8 protein-coding genes are annotated in these 17970 nt (G+C 72.6%); 2 read left to right on the forward strand and 6 right to left on the reverse strand.

The features are described from left to right. Positions 1-1781, reverse strand: a 1781-nt coding sequence (locus ACFV04_RS38690; RefSeq protein WP_380535698.1) for a M4 family metallopeptidase, incomplete at its 3' end; no start/stop codon positions are given. Positions 1782-2485: 704 nt separating this feature from the next. Then, complete coding sequence (gene pulA / locus ACFV04_RS38695; RefSeq protein ID WP_380535700.1) at positions 2486-8029, reverse strand: pullulanase-type alpha-1,6-glucosidase; 5544 nt, start codon at positions 8027-8029, stop codon at positions 2486-2488. Positions 8030-8346: 317 nt separating this feature from the next. Here pulA and ACFV04_RS38700 point away from each other — a divergent pair, with 317 nt between their 5' ends. Further along, on the forward strand, positions 8347-9315 hold the full coding sequence (locus ACFV04_RS38700) for a phosphatase PAP2 family protein (protein ID WP_380342704.1): 969 nt from the start codon (positions 8347-8349) through the stop codon (positions 9313-9315). 123 nt (positions 9316-9438) lie between these two features. On the opposite strand, the gene ACFV04_RS38705 is transcribed toward ACFV04_RS38700, so the two are convergent. After that, positions 9439-12462: a bifunctional [glutamine synthetase] adenylyltransferase/[glutamine synthetase]-adenylyl-L-tyrosine phosphorylase gene (locus ACFV04_RS38705; protein WP_380342701.1), complete on the reverse strand. Its 3024-nt coding sequence runs from the start codon at positions 12460-12462 to the stop codon at positions 9439-9441. 183 nt (positions 12463-12645) lie between these two features. Further along, positions 12646-14007, reverse strand: a complete 1362-nt coding sequence (glnA, locus tag ACFV04_RS38710) for a type I glutamate--ammonia ligase (RefSeq protein WP_380342698.1) — start codon at positions 14005-14007, stop codon at positions 12646-12648. A 185-nt stretch (positions 14008-14192) separates the two neighbouring features. On the opposite strand from glnA, the gene ACFV04_RS38715 reads away from it, so the two are divergent. Then, a complete protein-coding gene (locus tag ACFV04_RS38715; protein WP_380342695.1) occupies positions 14193-15947 on the forward strand; it encodes an NAD+ synthase in 1755 nt (584 codons plus the stop codon). Positions 15948-15951: 4 nt separating this feature from the next. On the opposite strand, the gene ACFV04_RS38720 is transcribed toward ACFV04_RS38715, so the two are convergent. Together ACFV04_RS38720 and ACFV04_RS38725 are read right to left on the reverse strand one after the other, a co-directional pair. Further along, positions 15952-16998, reverse strand: a complete 1047-nt coding sequence (locus ACFV04_RS38720; protein ID WP_380535703.1) for an endonuclease/exonuclease/phosphatase family protein — start codon at positions 16996-16998, stop codon at positions 15952-15954. A 267-nt stretch (positions 16999-17265) separates the two neighbouring features. Further along, entirely contained in the window at positions 17266-17919 is a 654-nt protein-coding gene (locus ACFV04_RS38725) for a TetR/AcrR family transcriptional regulator (RefSeq protein ID WP_380342691.1), read from the reverse strand. Positions 17920-17970: the final 51 nt, after the last annotated feature.

The raw sequence follows: 17970 nt of genomic DNA on the forward strand, positions 1-17970 counted from the left end.
GCGGTCGGCGTACCCGTGATCGCACCCGTCGAGGCGTTGATCACCAGACCGGCCGGCAGACCCGTCGCCGAGTACGACAGCGGAGCCGTGCCGCCCGAGGCCTTGATGGCCAGGTTGACGGCGGTGCCGACGGCGGTCGACTGGTTGCCCGGGCTGGTGACGGTGACGCCGCCCGGGTTGGGCAGCGAGCCGACGTTGACGCCGGCCCAGGCGGTGGCGACCGCGTTGTACTCGGCGCTGTTGGCGCCGTACAGGTCGGTGGCCGCGCTCAGGGTCGCGGTACGGGCGGCCGCGTAGTTGGTGGTGGAGGTCATGTACGCGGTCAGCGCCTTGTACCAGACCTGCGCGGCCTTGTCCCGGCCGATGCCGGTGACGGTGATGTTGTTGACCGTCGGGCTGTTGTAGCTGACGCCGTTGATGACCTTGGCGCCGCTGCCCTCGGCCAGCAGGTAGAAGAAGTGGTTGGCGACGCCGGACGAGTAGTGCACGTCCAGGTTGCCGACGCCCGAGTACCAGGAGTCGGCCGAGGTGCCGTCCTTGGAGGGCTTGTCCATGTAGCGCAGCGGCGTGCCGTTGCCGTTGATGTCGATCAGCTCGCCGACCAGGTAGTCCGGGGTGTCGGCGGGCAGGTTGGCGTAGAACTCGACCATGTTGCCGAAGATGTCCGAGGTGGCCTCGTTGAGGCCGCCGGACTCGCCCGAGTAGTTCAGGTTGGCGGTGGCCGAGGTGACGCCGTGGCTCATCTCGTGGCCCGCGACGTCCAGCTCGGTCAGCGGGTGGGTGTCACCGGAGCCGTCGCCGTACGTCATGCAGAAGCAGCTGTCGTCCCAGAACGCGTTGACGTAGCCGGTGTCGTAGTGGACGCGGCTCATCGCGCCGACGCCGTCGTTGCGGATGCCGTTGCGGCCGAAGGTGTTCTTGTAGAAGTCCCAGGTGGCGGCGGCACCGAACTGGGCGTCGACGGCGGCCGACTCGCGGTTGCTGGCCTGGCCGTTGCCCCAGGTGTCCGAGGACTTGGAGAACAGCGTGCCGTTGCCGGAGGTGCCGTTCTTCATGTCGGTGGTGTTCTGGCCGCCGCGGGTGGCGTCCTTCAGCGAGTAGGTCGAGCCGCTCTGGGTGGTGGTCAGCGGCACGTTGCCGACGAAGACGCCGGTGCCGGAGCCGCGCTTGATGCCGTCGGCCTTGCTGAGCACGTCACCGGTCTTGGCGTCGGTCACCACGTGCAGCTTGCTCGGGGTGCCGTCGGACTCGCGGCCGGCGATGACGGTCTCCCAGGCGAGCTTCGGGGTGCCGTCCGCGGCCCACACCACCAGGCGGGGGGCGGTGTCGACGGAGCCCGCCTCGACGGCCAGCGCGGCGGCCTGGGCCTTCGGCGCGGCCTGGGCCGGGGTGGTGTCGACGCCGGCGAGGCTGGCCTCGCTGGCCTTGGTCACGCTCTTGGTGGCACCGTTCGCGTCCTGGTGCACGATCAGGTCGCCGCCGAGGACGGGGAGTCCGGCGTAGGTGCGCTCGTAGCGCAGGTGGCGACCGCCGTTGGTGTCCTGGACGACGTCCTTGGTGACCAGCTTCTCCTGGCCGCTCAGGCCGAGGGCCTGGGCGAGGGAGGCGGTCTGCTGGTTCGCCGAGGCGATCAGCGCGGCCCGGGTGGTCTGCTGGGCCGCGACGGCGGCCGGCGCGTCCGGGGTGGCCGCCTGGGCGATGACCGGTATGCCGGTGACCAGCAGCGCGGTGGAGGCGGCCATGACGACCGCCGCCTTCCGGGCGTGAGCGTAACGGGACATGCGGACTCCTTTTCCGACCGGCGCTGGGTCGCACCGGTGGAGAGAAACCTGGGCCGCGGGGTTGCGGCGCAGTGGGGGCCCCCGCCGGGTGCGACGGGGGTGCGGTAGCGGGTTGCGGTGCACACAACCCGTTGCAGGGTCGGGACGCGCTGCACCTCGGCTGGAACGGCTGCACCGGGGGGTGGGGCCCCCACGTCTGCAGCCGGAGGAATCGTGGCAGCAAACCGGCCGCCAATGACAGATGCATGCCACTGATTGGCCGGTTCATTACCGAAACCGTATGCACGGCGGTCCGTCAGTTGTGCTACGCCATTGCGAACTCGTGAACACGGTTTTCATGCTCCGGACAAAGTTCGATCACTACCGGCGGTCACTGACCAGCACTCAGGAGTCCGAGCCGCCCCGCCGGGCGGCGGACAGCGCCGCGCGGGCGCGGCACGTCACAGTTCCGGCCGTGCCAGGAACTGTTTCCGGCCAAACCGTGACCGGAACGGAACCGGGCCCCGCTCCGCCTCAACGGCGGTGCGGGGCCCAGCGGTTGCCCGGGTGTACGGACCGGTGTCCGATCCGGTGCCGGGACCGGTGTCCGGCCCGGTGCCGGAACCGGTCGGAGCCGGTGTACGGCCCGGTGTCGGAACTGTGTCGGAACGGCGCCGGGGCCGGCCCGGTGTCGGATCGACACCGGCCCGGCCCCGGCACCCGGATCAGCGCTGGACGAACACCGCCACGGTCCGCCCCGGCACGGTGAACGTGCCGGTCGCGGCGTCGAAGCCGGACTGCTTCACCACCGGGTCCGTCCCGCCCGCCTGCGCGGGGTGCAGCGTCTGGCCCGTCCCCCGCAGGGCGGCCACGGTCTGCGCCTGTGCGGTGGGCGTGGCGTTGAAGACCACCGTGACACCCTTCTCCGCCCCGGCCAGACCGGTGCCGTCCAGGTGCAGGGTGATCACCCCGGGCAGCTCGCCGGCGGTGCCGGACAGCGGGTACGAGAGCCGCTGCTGGACGGCCGCCAGGGTCGGCAGGGAGAACAGCGGCGAGGACTGCTTGATCCGCAGGAACTCCTGGTACTGCGCCGAGGCCGCCCGCATGTCGGCCGCGCCGACGGTCAGCTTCGGGTTCGCCAGCAGGGACTGCGCGGTCGGCCACATGCCCTTGTTGTCGGCGGCCGGCGGCAGGCCGCGGCCCCAGCCGTTGCCGTCCACGGCACCCGTCGACGGGTCGGGCCAGTGGATCGCGTTGAACCAGTCGCCCGAGTCGTAGGAGTTGGAGTCGAGCGACTTGGAGCGCAGCAGGTCGCTGCCGGCCTGGGCGAAGCCCGCGCCCTGGGTGAGCGCGGTGAGCGAGAGCCCGAGCGCCTGCATCCGGGCGCGGTCGGCGGGCGCGGTGCCGGTCGGCAGCTTGTACGCGAGCGCGTCGAAGAGGTCGGTGTTGTCGTGGGCGTCCACGTACTCCACCGCCTCGCCGGGCTTGGCCGCGTACCCGGTCGGGGAGCCGTTGTAGTCGACCTGGGCGCCGGTGACGGCCTTCCCGGAGCTGTCGGTGAAGGAGTACCCGGCGAGGTTCCCGGTCAGGCCCACCTTCAGCTGGTCCATCTGGTGCAGCAGCCGGGCCTTCTGTTCCTCCGGGCTCCCGTTCGCGGGCGAGCCGTTCGGGTCGGTGAACAGGCCCGAGGCGAAGCCCTGCTGCGGCGCGGAGTCGAGCATGAAGTTGCCGCCGCGCGCGGCGTCGCGGATCCGGTCGTCGAAGGTGGCGATGCCGGTGCCGGCCATGTTGAGCTGGGTGGCCTGCTGGAACCGGGCGTTGTTCGCGACGGCGCCGAAGTTCCAGCCCTCGCCGTACAGGAGGACGTTCTTGCCGTCCACGCCGTCCGAGTCCGGCGTCATCTTCCGCAGCGCGGCCTGCACGTCCAGCATGGTGGACTTCGGGTCCAGGCCCATCAGGTCGAAGCGGAAGCCGTCCACCTTGTACTCCCGGGCCCACAGGGTCACCGAGTCGACCACCAGCCGGTTCATCATGGCGTGTTCGGGCGCGGTGTCGGAGCAGCAGCTGTCCGCCGTCACCTTGCCGTCGGCGTCCAGCCGCTGGTAGTAGCCGGGGACGACCCGGTCCAGCACCGAGTGCTCGGCCTGTCCGCTGGCGGCGGTGTGGTTGTAGACCACGTCGAGCACCACCCGCAGCCCGGCCGCGTGCATGGCCTGCACCATCTGCCGGAACTGCACGGTGCGGGCCGTGCCCCCGGGGTCCGTCGCGTAGGAGCCCTCCGGCACGTTGTAGTGCAGCGGGTCGTAGCCCCAGTTGTAGGCGTCGTCGGCCGCGACGGCCGCCACGCACTCCTGCTGCTTCGGGCCGTCCGCCGGGAGGGACTTGAGGTCGCAGGCGGGCAGCTTCTGCTCCGCCCGGTTCTCCCGGATGGTGGCGATGTCGAAGGTCGGCAGCAGGTGGATCGTGGTCACCCCCGCCTTGGCCAGGTCCCGCAGGTGCTGCATGCCGGCCGACTGCGACTCGGTGAACGCCAGGTAGGTGCCGCGTTCGGCGGCCGGGACGGTGGTGTCCGCCACCGAGAAGTCCCGGACGTGCAGTTCCTGGATCTGCTGCTGCGCGGGCGGCACGGCCTGCGGGCGGGCGTGGTCGTCCCAGCCCGCGGGCTTGAGCTCCTTGGCGTCGAGGTTCGCGACGAGGCTGCGCTTCGAGTCGGTCGACAGCGCCACCGAGTACGGGTCGGTGACGGTGTTGACCACCACCTGCTGCACCGAGGGCGCCCAGACCTTCACCTGGTAGAGGTAGTACTTGCCGTCCAACTCGCCCTTGTCACGGACGACTTCCCAGACTCCGGTCTCGTCGTCCCGCTTCAGCGGCAGGGTCTTCGGGGTGCCTCCGGTCGGGCCGTCGAAGACCTGGACGGAGACCTCCTGCGCGGTCGGCGCCCACAGCGACAGCGCCACCTTGCCGTCGTAGTAGGCCGGGCCGAAGTCGACCTTGCCGGTCCGCCCGGCGTACAACGCGTCCAGCACGCCCGGGATCTGCACCCCGGTCCCGGCCAGCAGGGCGCCGCTGGGCAGGTGTTCGGTGAACAGCAGCTGGCCGCGCAGCGCGGCCGGGACGCGGGCGGTGTCCCGGGCGTCGACGGTGAAGGCCCGGTAGCCCGCCAGGTGCGGGTACGCGGCCTTCTGCGCGTCGGTCAGCCCGCCCTTGACCGGGGTGAGCCGCAGCCACCGGCCGGGCTCGGTCAGCACGCCCTTGTCGGCCTTGATGCCGCCGGCCGGGTCGTACACCAGCTGGGCGCTGGTGCCGCCGGCCAGGGCGTCGTCGCCCGCGCCGTAGTTCGCCGGGACGACGACGGTCCGCGCGTCGATCCACTGCGCCTTGGCGGTGCCGAGGTCGACCTGCAAGGAGGCGGCCGGGTTCTGCGGCAGCAGGTAGCCCTCGCGGCCGCCGAGGATCCAGACCTCCTTGCCGTTGACGGCGAAGTCCAGCGACTGGTCGGCGGGCAGGTCCTTGTCGTTGCCCTTGTGGAGGATGTAGCTGAGGCTGGTCGCGCCGGGGGCCAGCGGCACCTCGAAGACGGCGCCGAAGGCGTCGCGGCGCACCGGCGTCAGCGGCTTGCCCCAGTCGGTGGGGGCGGCGGCGCCGGTCCAGTCGTGCAGGCCCCAGCCGTCGTAGTCGCCGTCGGCCCGGTTGTAGTGGATGACGGCGGTGTTCGCCGGCTGGGTGTTCGCCGGGCCGGGGTCGGCGGTGCGCACGGCCGGGTCGCCCTGCTTCAGCCACACCTCGCCGGTGCTGCCGATGTCGACGTGCCGGTCGGCGTCCACGTCCTTGACGCCGTTCTTCTCCACGACGAACCCGACGTCCGAGGCGCCCGGCTTGAGCCGCACGTACGCGAAGGCGCCGTACGCGTCCCGCCCGGTGAAGCCGTGCCCGGCGGGCCACTGGGTGGCCTCGCCGTCGGCGAGGTCGCCCCAGGCGTAGAGGTTCCAGCCGTCGTAGTCGCCGTCCGGCCGGTTGTAGTGGACGACGGCGTACGGGCGGGCGCCCGCGGTGGGCACCGGCTCGGGCGCGGGGGTGCCGGTGGTGAAGCTCGCGGTGGCGGAGCGCAGGTGGCCCCCGGAGTCCTGCACGACCGCCTTGTACCGCACGACCGTGCCGGGGGCGACGGCGCCGAGGTCCTGGGTGACGAGGAAGTTCCTCCGGCCGTCGGGGCCGGGCTTCCCGGTGTCGGCGGTGCCCAGCGTCTGCCAGGGCCCGGTGCCGATCTGGGCGGCGAAGCTCACCCGGTCGAACCCGCTGCCGTCGGCGCCGGCGCCGACCGTGACGAGCCCGGTGGCGCCGTCCGCGGGCGGCTGCACCGAGAGCTGCGGCGCCGCGGCCGGGGCCGCGAGCCGGCCGGCCGCCTTGAGCACCACGGAGGAGAGCGCGGGAACGGTGACGGTCACCTTGCGGTCGGCGCCGCTGGTGACCCGCTCCCCCGCCGCCGGGTAGATCCGGTCGAAGCCCGTCCCGGCCGAGAAGGTGTCCAGCGTGACGGTCTTCGCCTCGGTGGCGTTGTTGACCGCCACCAGGTACTCGACCTGTTGCGCCGCGTCGATCCGGGAGAAGGCGTAGACGCCGGGGCCGTCGGCGGCGTACCGCTCGATCTGGGCGCCGTCGGCCAGCGCCGGGTTGTCCCGGCGCAGCTTCGCCAGCCCGGCGATGCCCTGGTAGAGCTCGCCGCCCTGTCCGTAGCGGTCGGCCGGACCGGCGGCGCCGCCGAGCACCCGGTCGCCGTTGTAGGAGGGGGTCTTCGAGGCGAACAGGTCCTGCCGGGCGTCCTTGTCGCCGCCCGCCCCGGTGAAGCCCTGCTCGTCGCCGTAGTAGACGACGGGCTGGCCGCGGGTGAGGAACTGCAGCTCGTTGCCGAGCCGGTCCTTCTTCAGCAGGGTCGCCTCGTCGGCGCCCGGGTTGTCGGCGAGCAGGAAGGAGCCGAAGCGGCCCATGTCGTGGTTGCCGAGGAAGGTCGGCAGCTCGTACGCGTCGCTGTCGGCGCCGGTGTAGCGGTAGTCCTGGCCGTAGACGTCGGCGAGGGTCTTCGCCGATCCGCCCTGGGAGACGTAGGACCGGGCGGCGCCCTGGAACGGGAAGTCCAGGGTGGCCTGCAGCTTGCCCTTGGTGACGTAGGGCGAGGTGACCGCCGGGTCGCCGGAGTAGACCTCGCCGAACATGAAGAACTTCTTGTTGCCCTGCTTGGCCGCGAAGTCCTTGAGCGCGGGCGCCCACTGCTGCCAGAAGGCCATGTTCACGTGCTTGACGGTGTCGATCCGGAAGCCGTCCACGCCGACGTCCTTGACCCACTGCTGGTAGACCTTCTCGAAGCCCTTCACCACCCGGGGGTTCTGGGTGTCGAGGTCGTCGAGGCCGCTGAAGTCGCCCTCGGTGGCGGACTCGCCGACGAAGGTCGAGTCGCCCCGGTTGTGGTACAGCGAGGGGTCGTTGAGCCAGGACGGGGTCTTGGCGGTCGCGTCCCCGGGGTTGCGGAAGACCGGGGTGTACGGGAAGGAGTCCTTGGTGATCCGCGGCCAGGGCGTCCCCGCGTCGGCGACGGCGGTCTCGTCGACCGGGTTGCCGTCGGCGTCGAGCGTCGGGTAGGCACCGGTCGAGCGGTAGCCGTGCTGCTGCTCGGCGTCGTCGACGACGTCGGCGGTGTGGTTGGTGATGACGTCGAAGAAGACCTTGATGCCGCGGGCGTGCGCCTTGGCTATCAGCTCCTTGAGCTGGTCGTTGGTGCCGAAGTGCGGGTCGACCTGGGTGAAGTCGGTGATCCAGTAGCCGTGGTAGCCGGCCGAGGCGTCCGCCCCGGTGCCCTGCACCGGCTTGTTCTTGAAGATCGGCGCCATCCAGATCGCGGTGGTGCCGAGGTCCTGGATGTAGTCGAGCTTCCGGATCAGGCCGGCCAGGTCGCCGCCGTGGTAGAAGCCCTTGTCGGCGGGGTCGAAGCCGTTCTCCAGGCGGCCGCCGGTGATGCCGCCGCCGTCGTTGGCCTGGTCGCCGTTGGCGAAGCGGTCGGGCAGGACGAAGTAGAACTGCTCGCGGGTGAGGTCGTGCCGTCCGGCGGTGGCCGCCAGGGCTGCGTCGGAGGGCGGGGGCGGCGGCGCGGCGGCGAGGGCCGCGGGGGCGCCGCCGAGGGTGGCGGCGGTCAGCGCGGCCGCGAGCAGGACGGCCGTGCGGCCGGGACCGCGGGGGGATCTGCTCCGTCGGGGGCGGGGCGGGGCATCGGCCACTGAGGGCTCCCTTAGGGGAAGGGGCGATCGATTTCCCAGGAAGCTAGCGGCCTGCAATATGTTTCAGCAAGATGCAGAAACCGTTTCGTTCGGGGAAAATCCAGGCCGCCGACCGTCTCCGGCCACCCCGATTACTCCCCCGGAGCGACGGGCGTGACAATGGGACGTATGTCCGTCCCACCGGTTAGCACCAGATCCCTGCGCACCCCCTACCCCGGTGGGAGCCGGCCCCTAGCCCTCAAGGGGGACAGCCGGTGAAGAATCCACTTCCAGAGGATGAGCAGACGGCTACGAGCGGTCTGGCAGACTTCTCGTCCATGGGGGAACCGACCGAGATCCAGCGAGGCGACGCCGTGCGCGCCGAAGCGGCCAGCGGTGGCGGTTCCGAAGCGGTGACGGCCGAACCCGGTCGCCAGCCCGACGGAGCCACCCGTGCCGCCCAGACCCGAAGCGCCGCACTGCGCAATCGTTTCCGCGAGCAGCGCCGGTCACCGGCCCGGCCGCGGATCTGGTTCGAGCTGGCCCTGATCGGGATCAGCTACTGGATCTACTCGGTCGTCCGCAACGCGGTCCCCCAGCAGGAAGCGATAGCCCAGAAGCACGCACGCTGGATCTGGGAGCTGGAGCAGCACCTCGGCATCGCGGTCGAGCGCTCGGTCAACCACGCCGTGGACGGCGTCGGGTGGCTCATCACAGGGATGAACTACTACTACGCCACGCTGCACTTCGTGATCACGATCGGCGTGCTGGTCTGGCTCTACCGCAGCCACCCCGGCCGCTACGTGGCCGCCCGCACCGTGCTGTTCGTCACCACCCTGATCGCGCTGGTCGGCTTCTACTCCTTCCCGCTGGCCCCGCCCCGGCTGATGGCCGACGGCGGCTTCATCGACACCGTGAAGACCCACGGCACCTGGGGCTCCTTCGCCTCCGGGCCCGCCGCGCACGTCTCCAACATGTACGCCGCGATGCCGTCGATGCACATCGGCTGGTCGATGTGGTGCGGCCTGGCGATCTTCTTCCTGGCCCGCCGGAAGTGGGTCAGGGCACTCGGCCTGATGTACCCGGCCGCGACCCTGCTGGTCATCGTCTCGACCGCCAACCACTTCTGGATGGACGCCGTCGGCGGCGAGATCTGCCTGAGCCTGGGCTTCCTCACCGCCCGCTGGCTCTACCACGACTGGGTCTACAAGCTGCCCCGGGTGCCCTCCCGGGAGACGGCCGCCGAGCAGCCGATCACCGTTCCCGAGCAGTGGAGCGAGCCCGCGGTCAGCACCGCACGCCGGTAGGCCCGGCACTCGCCCGCACGGCGACACCCGCGCACGACGAAGGGGCCCCCACCCGGGGCCCCTTCCGCGTACCCGGGAGCGCCTCCGGGGTCCACCGGCCGTCGGCCACCGGCCGTGGATCGGTCACAGGCCGTAGAACAGCCGGTCCACCACCACCCGGGCCCGCCGGGTGGTCCGCCGGTAGTCGTCCAGCAGCTCCCCGCTGTGCCCGGCGCCGTACCCGAGGTAGCGGGCCACCCCGGACAACTCCCGGGCCTCCCCCGGGAAGCTGTCCCCGGGCCGGCCGCGCACCAGCATCACCGCCGCCCGCACCCGGGAGGCCAGCACCCAGGCCGCCTCCAGCACCTCCGCGTCCTCCTGCCCCACCAGAGCGGCCTCGACCGCGGCCGCCAGCGCCGCCCTGGTCCGGGTGGTCCGCAGGGCCGGCACCTCGTGCCCGTGCTGCAGCTGGAGCAGCTGCACCGTCCACTCCACGTCCGCCAGGCCGCCCCGCCCGATCTTGGTGTGGGTGGTCGGGTCGGCCCCGCGCGGCAGCCGCTCGGCCTCGATCCGGGCCTTGATCCGGCGGATCTCCATCAGGTCCCGCTCCGGCACCCCGGCGCCCGGGTAGCGCAGCGGGTCGATCAGCTGCCGGAACCGCGCGCCCAGGTCCTCGTCCCCGGCCACCGGCTCGGCCCGCAGCAGCGCCTGGCTCTCCCAGGCGTGCGACCAGCGCCGGTAGTACGCCGCGTACGAGGCGAGGCTGCGCACCAGCGGACCGCTGCGCCCCTCCGGCCGCAGGTCGGCGTCGACCACCAGCGGCGGTTCGGTGGACGGCGCGCCGAGCTGGGTGCGCAGCTCGTGGCAGACCGCCTGGGCGGCCCGGGCGGCGTCCTCCTCCAGCGAGCCGAGCAGCGGCTCGTGGACGAAGAGCACGTCCGCGTCCGAGCCGTAGCCCAGTTCGTGGCCGCCGAAGCGGCCCATCGCGACCACCGAGATCCGGGTCGGCAGGTCCCCGTGCTCGGCCTCCCAGCCCGCGACGCAGGCCCGCAGCGCGCCGTGCAGGGTGGCGGCGTTGAGCGCGGTGAGCGCCTCGCCCGCGGTGTCCAGCGCCTCGGCGGGGTCCTCCCCGAGCCGGCCGAGGACGTCCGCGGCGGCGGTGCGGAACAGCTCCCGGCGGCGCACCGAGCGGGCGGCGGCCACGGCGGCCGTGGTGGACCCGGCCCGGCCGACGGCGGCCAGTATCTCCGACTGCAGCGCCGCCCGCCCGCGCGGTTCCAGGCCGTGCGGGTCGCCCAGCATGGCCACCGCCTCGGGGGCGCGCAGCAGCAGGTCGGGCGCGAGCCGGCCGGCCGAGAGCACCCGGGCCAGCTGTTCGGCGGCGGCGCTCTCGTCCCGCAGCAGCCGCAGGTACCAGGGGGTGCGGCCGAGCGCGTCGGAGACCTGGCGGAAGTTGAGCAGCCCGGCGTCCGGGTCGGCCGAGTCGGCGAACCAGCCGAGCAGGACCGGCAGCAGGGTGCGCTGGATCGCCGCCTTGCGGCTCACCCCGGAGGCCAGCGCGCTGATGTGCCGCAGCGCGGCCGCCGGGTCGGTGTAGCCGAGCGCCTCCAGCCGGGCCCGGGCGGCGTCCGGGGTCAGCCCGGCGGCGCCGGGCGGCAGTTCCGCGACCGCGTCCAGCAGCGGCCGGTAGAACAGCTTCTCGTGCAGCCGGCGGACCTCCACCGCGTGCCGCTTCCACTCCCGCTGCAGCGCGGCGACCGGGTCGGCCCGGGTGTCGTCGTTGATCAGCGCGGTCAGCGAGCGGGCCAGCCGGCGCAGGTCCTCGGCGCCGGTGGGCATCAGGTGGGTGCGGCGCAGCCGGTGGAGCTGGATCCGGTGCTCCAGCGAGCGGAGGAAGCGGTACGCGGTGTCCAGCGAGGTGGCGTCCGCCCGGCCGACGTACCCGCCCCGGGAGAGCGCGGCCAGCGCCTCCAGGGTGTTGCCGCTGCGCAGCGCCGGGTCGGTGCGGCCGTGCACCAGCTGGAGCAGCTGGACGGAGAACTCGACGTCGCGCAGCCCGCCCGGGCCGAGCTTGAGCTGGCGGTCCAGTTCGGTCACCGGGATGGAGTCGATCACCCGCCGGCGCATCTGCTGCACGTCGGTGACGAAGTTCTCCCGGGCGGCGGCCTGCCACACCATCGGGGCGAGCGCCTCGACGTACGCGGCGCCGAGCTCGGCGTCCCCGGCGACCGGGCGGGCCTTGAGCAGCGCCTGGAACTCCCAGGTCTTGGCCCAGCGCTGGTAGTAGGCGAGGTGGCTGGCCAGGGTGCGCACCAGCGGGCCGTTGCGGCCCTCGGGGCGCAGGTTGGCGTCCACCGGCCAGATGGTGCCCTCGCCGGTGGTGTCCGCGCAGAGCCGGGTGAGGGCGGCGGCCAGCCGGGTGGCGGCCTTGACCGCCTCGTGCTCGTCCACGCCCTCGCGCGGCTCGGCGACGAAGATGACGTCCACGTCCGAGACGTAGTTCAGTTCACGGCCGCCGCACTTGCCCATGCCGATCACCGCGAGCCGGCAGGCCGCGGCGGCCTCCGGGTCGTGTTCGGCGGCGAGGTCCAGGGCGGTCTGCAGGGTGGCGCCGGCCAGGTCGGCGAGTTCGGCGGCGGTCCGGGCGAGGTCGCTGGTGCCGGTGAGGTCGCGGGCGGCGATGGTGAGCAGGCAGCGGCGGTAGGCGACCCGCAGGGCGTCCGCCGGGCCGCGGTCGCCCTCGCGGACGCCCTCGCCGAGGGCGCGGAGGAAGTCCTCGGGGCCGGGGTGCATGTCGCGCAGTTCGAAGGTGACCAGCATGTGCCAGTCGTGCGGGTGCCGGGCCAGGTGGTCGCCGAGCGCGGTGGAGACGCCGAGCACGCCGAGCAGCCGGTCGCGCAGCGGCTTGGAGGTGGTGAGGGTGTCCCGCAGGGTGTGCCGGTCGGTCTCCTCGGCGGCCTCCATCAGCCGGGCCAGGCCGAGCAGCGCGAGGTCGGGGTCGGCGGTGGCGCCGAGCGCGTCCAGCAGCACGGGGTCGTCGGCGAGCCCTTCCAGCCCGGGGCCCTCCAGCAGCCGCACCGCCCGTGCCGGGTCGCCGAATCCGCGCCGGACCAGCCGGTTCTCCGGCCTGCTGACCCGGCTCCCGGCCCGCTGATCCTCCACCGCCATCGACCCCTCCATCCGTCCGCCCCAGCAGGTTACGCGCCCGGACGGCCCGGCGCCGGGCACCACCGCCGGGCGGACGTACGGGCCGTCGCGGCGGCCCGTGCCGCCGGTCCGTCCACGCGAAGGCCCGCCGCCGCCCTCGCGGGCGACGGCGGGCCGGAGGCGGTGCGAGCGGCCGTCACCCGCTCACAGCACCTGGAGGTTCTTCCGCAGCTCGAACGGGGTGACCTCGGAGCGGTACTCCTCCCACTCCTGGCGCTTGTTGCGCAGGAAGAAGTCGAACACGTGCTCGCCCAGGGTCTCGGCGACGAGTTCGCTGCGCTGCATCAGGTCGATGGCCTCGCCGAGGTTCTGCGGCATCGGCTGGATGCCGAGGGCGCGGCGCTCGGAGTCGGACAGCGCCCACACGTCGTCGTCGGCGCCGGGCGGGAGCTCGTAGCCCTCCTCGATGCCCTTGAGGCCGGCCGCGAGGGTGACGGCGTAGGCGAGGTAGGGGTTGCAGCCGGTGTCGAGGGAGCGGACCTCGATCCGGGTGGAGCCCTGCTTGCCCGGCTTGTACATCGGCACCCGGATGAGCGCCGAACGGTTGTTGTGGCCCCAGCAGATGTAGGACGGCGCCTCGCCGCCGGCGCCGGCGGTGCGCTGGGAGCCGCCCCAGATCCGCTTGTAGGAGTTCACCCACTGGTTGGTGACGGCGGCGGTCTCGGCGGCGTGCTTCAGCAGGCCGGCGATGAAGGACCTGCCGACCTTGGAGAGCTGGTACTCGGCGCCGGACTCGTGGAAGGCGTTGCGGTCGCCCTCGAACAGCGAGACGTGGGTGTGCATGCCGCTGCCGGGGTGCTCGGAGAAGGGCTTGGGCATGAAGCTGGCGTGCACGCCCTGCTCCAGCGCGACCTCCTTCATGACCAGGCGGAAGGTCATGATGTTGTCGGCGGTGGACAGCGCGTCGGCGTAGCGCAGGTCGATCTCCTGCTGGCCGGGGGCGCCCTCGTGGTGCGAGAACTCGACCGAGATGCCCATCGACTCCAGCATGGTGATCGCCTGGCGGCGGAAGTCGTGGCCGACCCCGCGCGGGGTGTGGTCGAAGTAGCCGGACTGGTCGGCGGGGATGGGCGCGGTGCCGTCGCCGGGCAGGTTCTTCAGCAGGAAGAACTCGATCTCCGGGTGGGTGTAGAAGGTGAAGCCCTGCTCGGAGGCCTTCTCCAGGGTGCGCTTGAGCACGAACCTGGGGTCGGCGTAGGACGGCGAGCCGTCCGGCATCAGGATGTCGCAGAACATCCGGGCGGTGCCCGGGGTCTCCGAGCGCCACGGCAGGATCTGGAAGGTGGTCGGGTCCGGCTTGGCGATCATGTCGGACTCGTACACCCGGGCGAAGCCCTCGATCGCGGAGCCGTCGAACCCGATGCCCTCCTCGAAGGCCTGCTCCAGTTCGGCCGGCGCCACCGCGACCGACTTGAGGAACCCGAGCACGTCGGTGAACCACAGCCGGACGAACCGGATGTCACGCTCTTCGAGCGTCCGAAGCACGAACTGCTGCTGCTTGCCCATGGGGACAGTCTCACCTCTGCTCTTTACGCTCGTGTTACGCCCGGGAGGCCTCCGGAAGACCCCTGGCCGCGAATGTCCCCATCATGGCCGATCACCGGCCGGGACGGCAGTGCCGACCCCCGGGACGGCGTCCGGACCGCCCCCTCGCGGGACATTGCGTCAGATAGACGATTACACTCGGGGACATGCCCAATCTCCGTCTCGCCCTGAGCCAGATCGACCCCTGGGTCGGTGACCTCGCCCGCAACAGCGATGAGGTGGTGCGCTGGACCAAGCAGGCCGTCGAGGCCGGCGCGCAGCTGGTCGCCTTCCCCGAGATGGCCCTCACCGGGTACCCGGTCGAGGACCTCGCCCTGCGGGGCTCCTTCGTCGAGGCCTCCCGGGGCGCGCTGGTCGAGCTGGCCGCCCGGCTGGCGGTCGAGGGTCTGGGCGAGGTGCCGGTGGTGGTCGGCTACCTCGGGCGCTCCGAGCACGCCTCGCCGCGCTTCAACCGCCCGGCCGGGTCGCCGCAGAACTGTGCCGCCGTGCTGCACCGGGGCGAGGTGGTGACCCGCTTCGCCAAGCACCACCTGCCCAACTACGGCGTGTTCGACGAGTTCCGCTGGTTCGTCCCGGGCGACCAGCTGCCGGTCGTCCGGGTGCACGGGGTGGACGTCGCACTGGCGATCTGCGAGGACATCTGGCAGGACGGCGGCCGGGTCACCGCGGCCCGCGAGGCCGAGGCCGGGCTGCTGCTGGTGGTCAACGGCTCGCCGTACGAGCGGAACAAGGACGACGAGCGGCTGGAGCTGGTGCGGCGCCGGGCGGCCGAGGCGGGCTGCGCCCTGGCCTACGTCAACATGGTCGGCGGCCAGGACGAGCTGGTCTTCGACGGCGACTCGATCGTGGTCGGCGCGGACGGCGAAGTGCTGGGCCGCTCCCCGCAGTTCGAGGAGCACCTGATGGTGCTGGACCTCGACCTGCCGGCCGCGAGCAGCGACCACACCGACGGCCTGCTGCTGAGCGACGGCCTGCACCTGGTCCGCACCGAGCTGAGCGGCGAGCCGCGGCCCGCCCCCGTACCGGCGCTGGCCGCCGAGGTGGCGCCGCGGATCTCGGACGAGGCCGAGATCTGGGCCGCGCTGGTCTCCGGCACCCGGGCGTACGTGGAGAAGAACGGTTTCCGTTCGGTGCTGATCGGCCTCTCCGGCGGCATCGACTCGGCGCTGGTGGCCTCGATCGCGGTGGACGCGATCGGCGCCGAGAACGTGTACTGCGTCTCGATGCCCAGCCGCTACTCCTCCGAGCACTCCAAGGACGACGCGGCGGACCTGGCCCGCCGGACCGGCCTGCACTTCCGGACCGTCTCCATCGCCCCGATGTTCGACGCCTACATGGGCGCCACCGGGCTGAGCGGCCTGGCCGAGGAGAACCTGCAGTCCCGGCTGCGCGGCACGCTGCTGATGGCGATCTCCAACCAGGAGGGGCACATCGTGCTCGCGCCCGGCAACAAGAGCGAACTGGCGGTCGGTTACTCGACCCTGTACGGCGACTCGGTGGGCGCCTTCGGGCCGATCAAGGACGTCTACAAGTCGCTGGTCTTCCGGCTGGCCCGCTGGCGCAACGAGGAGGCCGGGCGGCGCGGCGAGGTGGCTCCGATCCCGGAGAACACCATCGTCAAGCCCCCGTCCGCCGAGCTGCGGCCGGACCAGAAGGACACCGACTCGCTGCCCGACTACGACCTGCTGGACAGCGTGCTGACCCGCTACATCGAGGGCGACGAGGGCCGGGACGCGATCGTCGCGGCCGGTTTCGACCCGGCCGTGGTGGACCGGGTGGTGCGGCTGGTCGACACCGCCGAGTACAAGCGGCGCCAGTACCCGCCGGGCCCGAAGATCTCGGTGAAGAACTTCGGCCGGGACCGCCGGCTGCCGATCACCAACCGCTGGCGCCGCGGCTGACCCGTCAGTACCGGTAGGTGGCGACCACCGCGAGGTGGTCGCTGCCGTCCCGGGGCAGGGTGCGGGAGTCGACCGGTTCGAGCCCGCCCCTGCTCATGATCTGGTCGATCCGGGCCATCGGGAAGGCCGCCGGCCAGCTGAAGCCGAAGCCGTCCCCGGCGGCGCCCTGGGCCGAGCGCATCTGCGAGGTGACCGGTGCCAGACTGCGGTCGTTCATGGTGCCGTTGAGGTCGCCGAGCAGCAGCACCTTCCTGACCGGCTCGGCCTGGATCGCGTCGCCGAGCGCCTGTGCGCTGGCGTCCCGCTGGTTGACGGTGAAACCGCCCTCGGCCTTCAGCCGCACCGAGGGCAGGTGCGCGACGTACACCGCGACCGGGCCCTGCGGGGTGCCGACCTGGGCCCGGAACGCCCTGGTCCAGCCCATCTTGAGGTCCACCGGGGAGACCCCGCTGATCGGGTACTTCGACCAGAGCCCGACGGTGCCCTCCACCGTGTGGTAGGGGTAGGCCTCGGCGAGCCCGGTCTCGTACGAGCGCAGCGACCGGCCGGCCAGCTCCTGCAGGGCGACGATCTGGGCGCCGGACGCCACCAGCCCCCGGACGGTGGCCGGGACGTCGGTGTTCCCGGCGGCGACGTTGTGGCTGACCACCGTCCAGTCCCCCTTGCCACCGCTCTTGTCGGTCAGCAGGCCGCCGAACAGGTTGGCCCAGAGCACCAGGGGCAGCAGCAGGGTGAGCAGCGCGGTGGCGGAGCGGCGCAGCAGCGCGGGCACGAGCAGCAACGGGACGGCCAGGCCCAGCCAGGGCAGGAAGGTCTCCAGCAGACTGCCGAGGTTGCCGACGCCGTTGGGGACCTCGGCGTGGAAGGCGAACAGCGCGGCGGTCAGCGCGGCCAGGACGGCGACCACCAGGCCGCGCCGCCAGGTGGTGGCCCCGCGGGCGTCCCGGCCCCAGTCCCGCAGGCCGAGGAATCCGCCGGACGGGGCCGCGGGGGCCGAGTCGTCGGCACCTCCGGGAGCCGCGGTCCGCTCGGTCCTGTCCGCCTGCACCATTGCGTGGCTCCCGTTCGCTCGTGCCGTCCGCCGGTCCGGGGTCCGGCCCGTGCGGACGGGCACGGTGCCGGACCGGTGCCGGTTCGATCGGATACCCGGCTCAGCCTATGCCGGGAGAGACGTCACTCCCCCGGAGCGGGTTCCGGCGCGGCCTCGTTTGGTGAGTTAGACCACGTCCGGTCGGGACGGCCGGGCGTTCGACGCGGCCCCGACGCGGCCCCGACACGGCCCCGGGGGCGGCGCGGGCCGGGCGGACGGCGTCGGGGGTCAGTGCGGCGCGAGGCCGTCGAGCAGCGAGTCGACCATCTTGCGGGCCAGGTCCGGGTCCTCCAGGTCGGAGTCGTCCCACAGGATGCTGCGGTACAGGATCGGGCCCATCAACAGGTCGCCCAGCAGGTCCAGTTCGAGGTCGGATCGGAGCACGCCCTCGTCCACGGCGCGGCGGATCAGCGCCAGCCCGGCCTCCCGGCGGGGCTTGACCACCCGGTCGCGGTAGGCGTTGTGCAGCTCGGGCAGGCTGTGCATCTGGCCGAGGGCCGCCTTGAGCACCCAGCGGGTGCGCTTGGCGAGGCCGCGTCGGCGCATGTAGTCGATCATCTCGATCAGGTCGGCCCGCGCGCCGCCGCCGGTCGGCTCCGGCATCGGGACCTCCAGCCGGCCGACCACGTCGACCAGCAGGGCCTCCTTGTTGGGCCAGCGCCGGTAGATGGTGGCCTTGCCGACGCCGGCGGCGGTGGCGATGCCCTCGATGGTGAGCTCGGCCATCGTGGTGCCGCCCGCCATCAGGTCCTCCACCGCGGTGAAGATGGCCTGCTCGGCGGCCTCGCTGCGGGGCCGGCCGCGGCGTGTGGCGGCGCAGGCCGGGCCGCTGTCGGCGGCGCAGTCCTGCTCGGTGCCGGCGGTCGGGGTGTCCGTCTTCATCCCCGCTGTTCTCCCTCGCTGTGCCCGGGCGCGCGGGCGCCGTCCGTGTCG

Origin of the sequence: Kitasatospora sp. NPDC059599, from assembly GCF_042735125.1 — a bacterium.
GTDB lineage: Bacteria > Actinomycetota > Actinomycetes > Streptomycetales > Streptomycetaceae > Kitasatospora.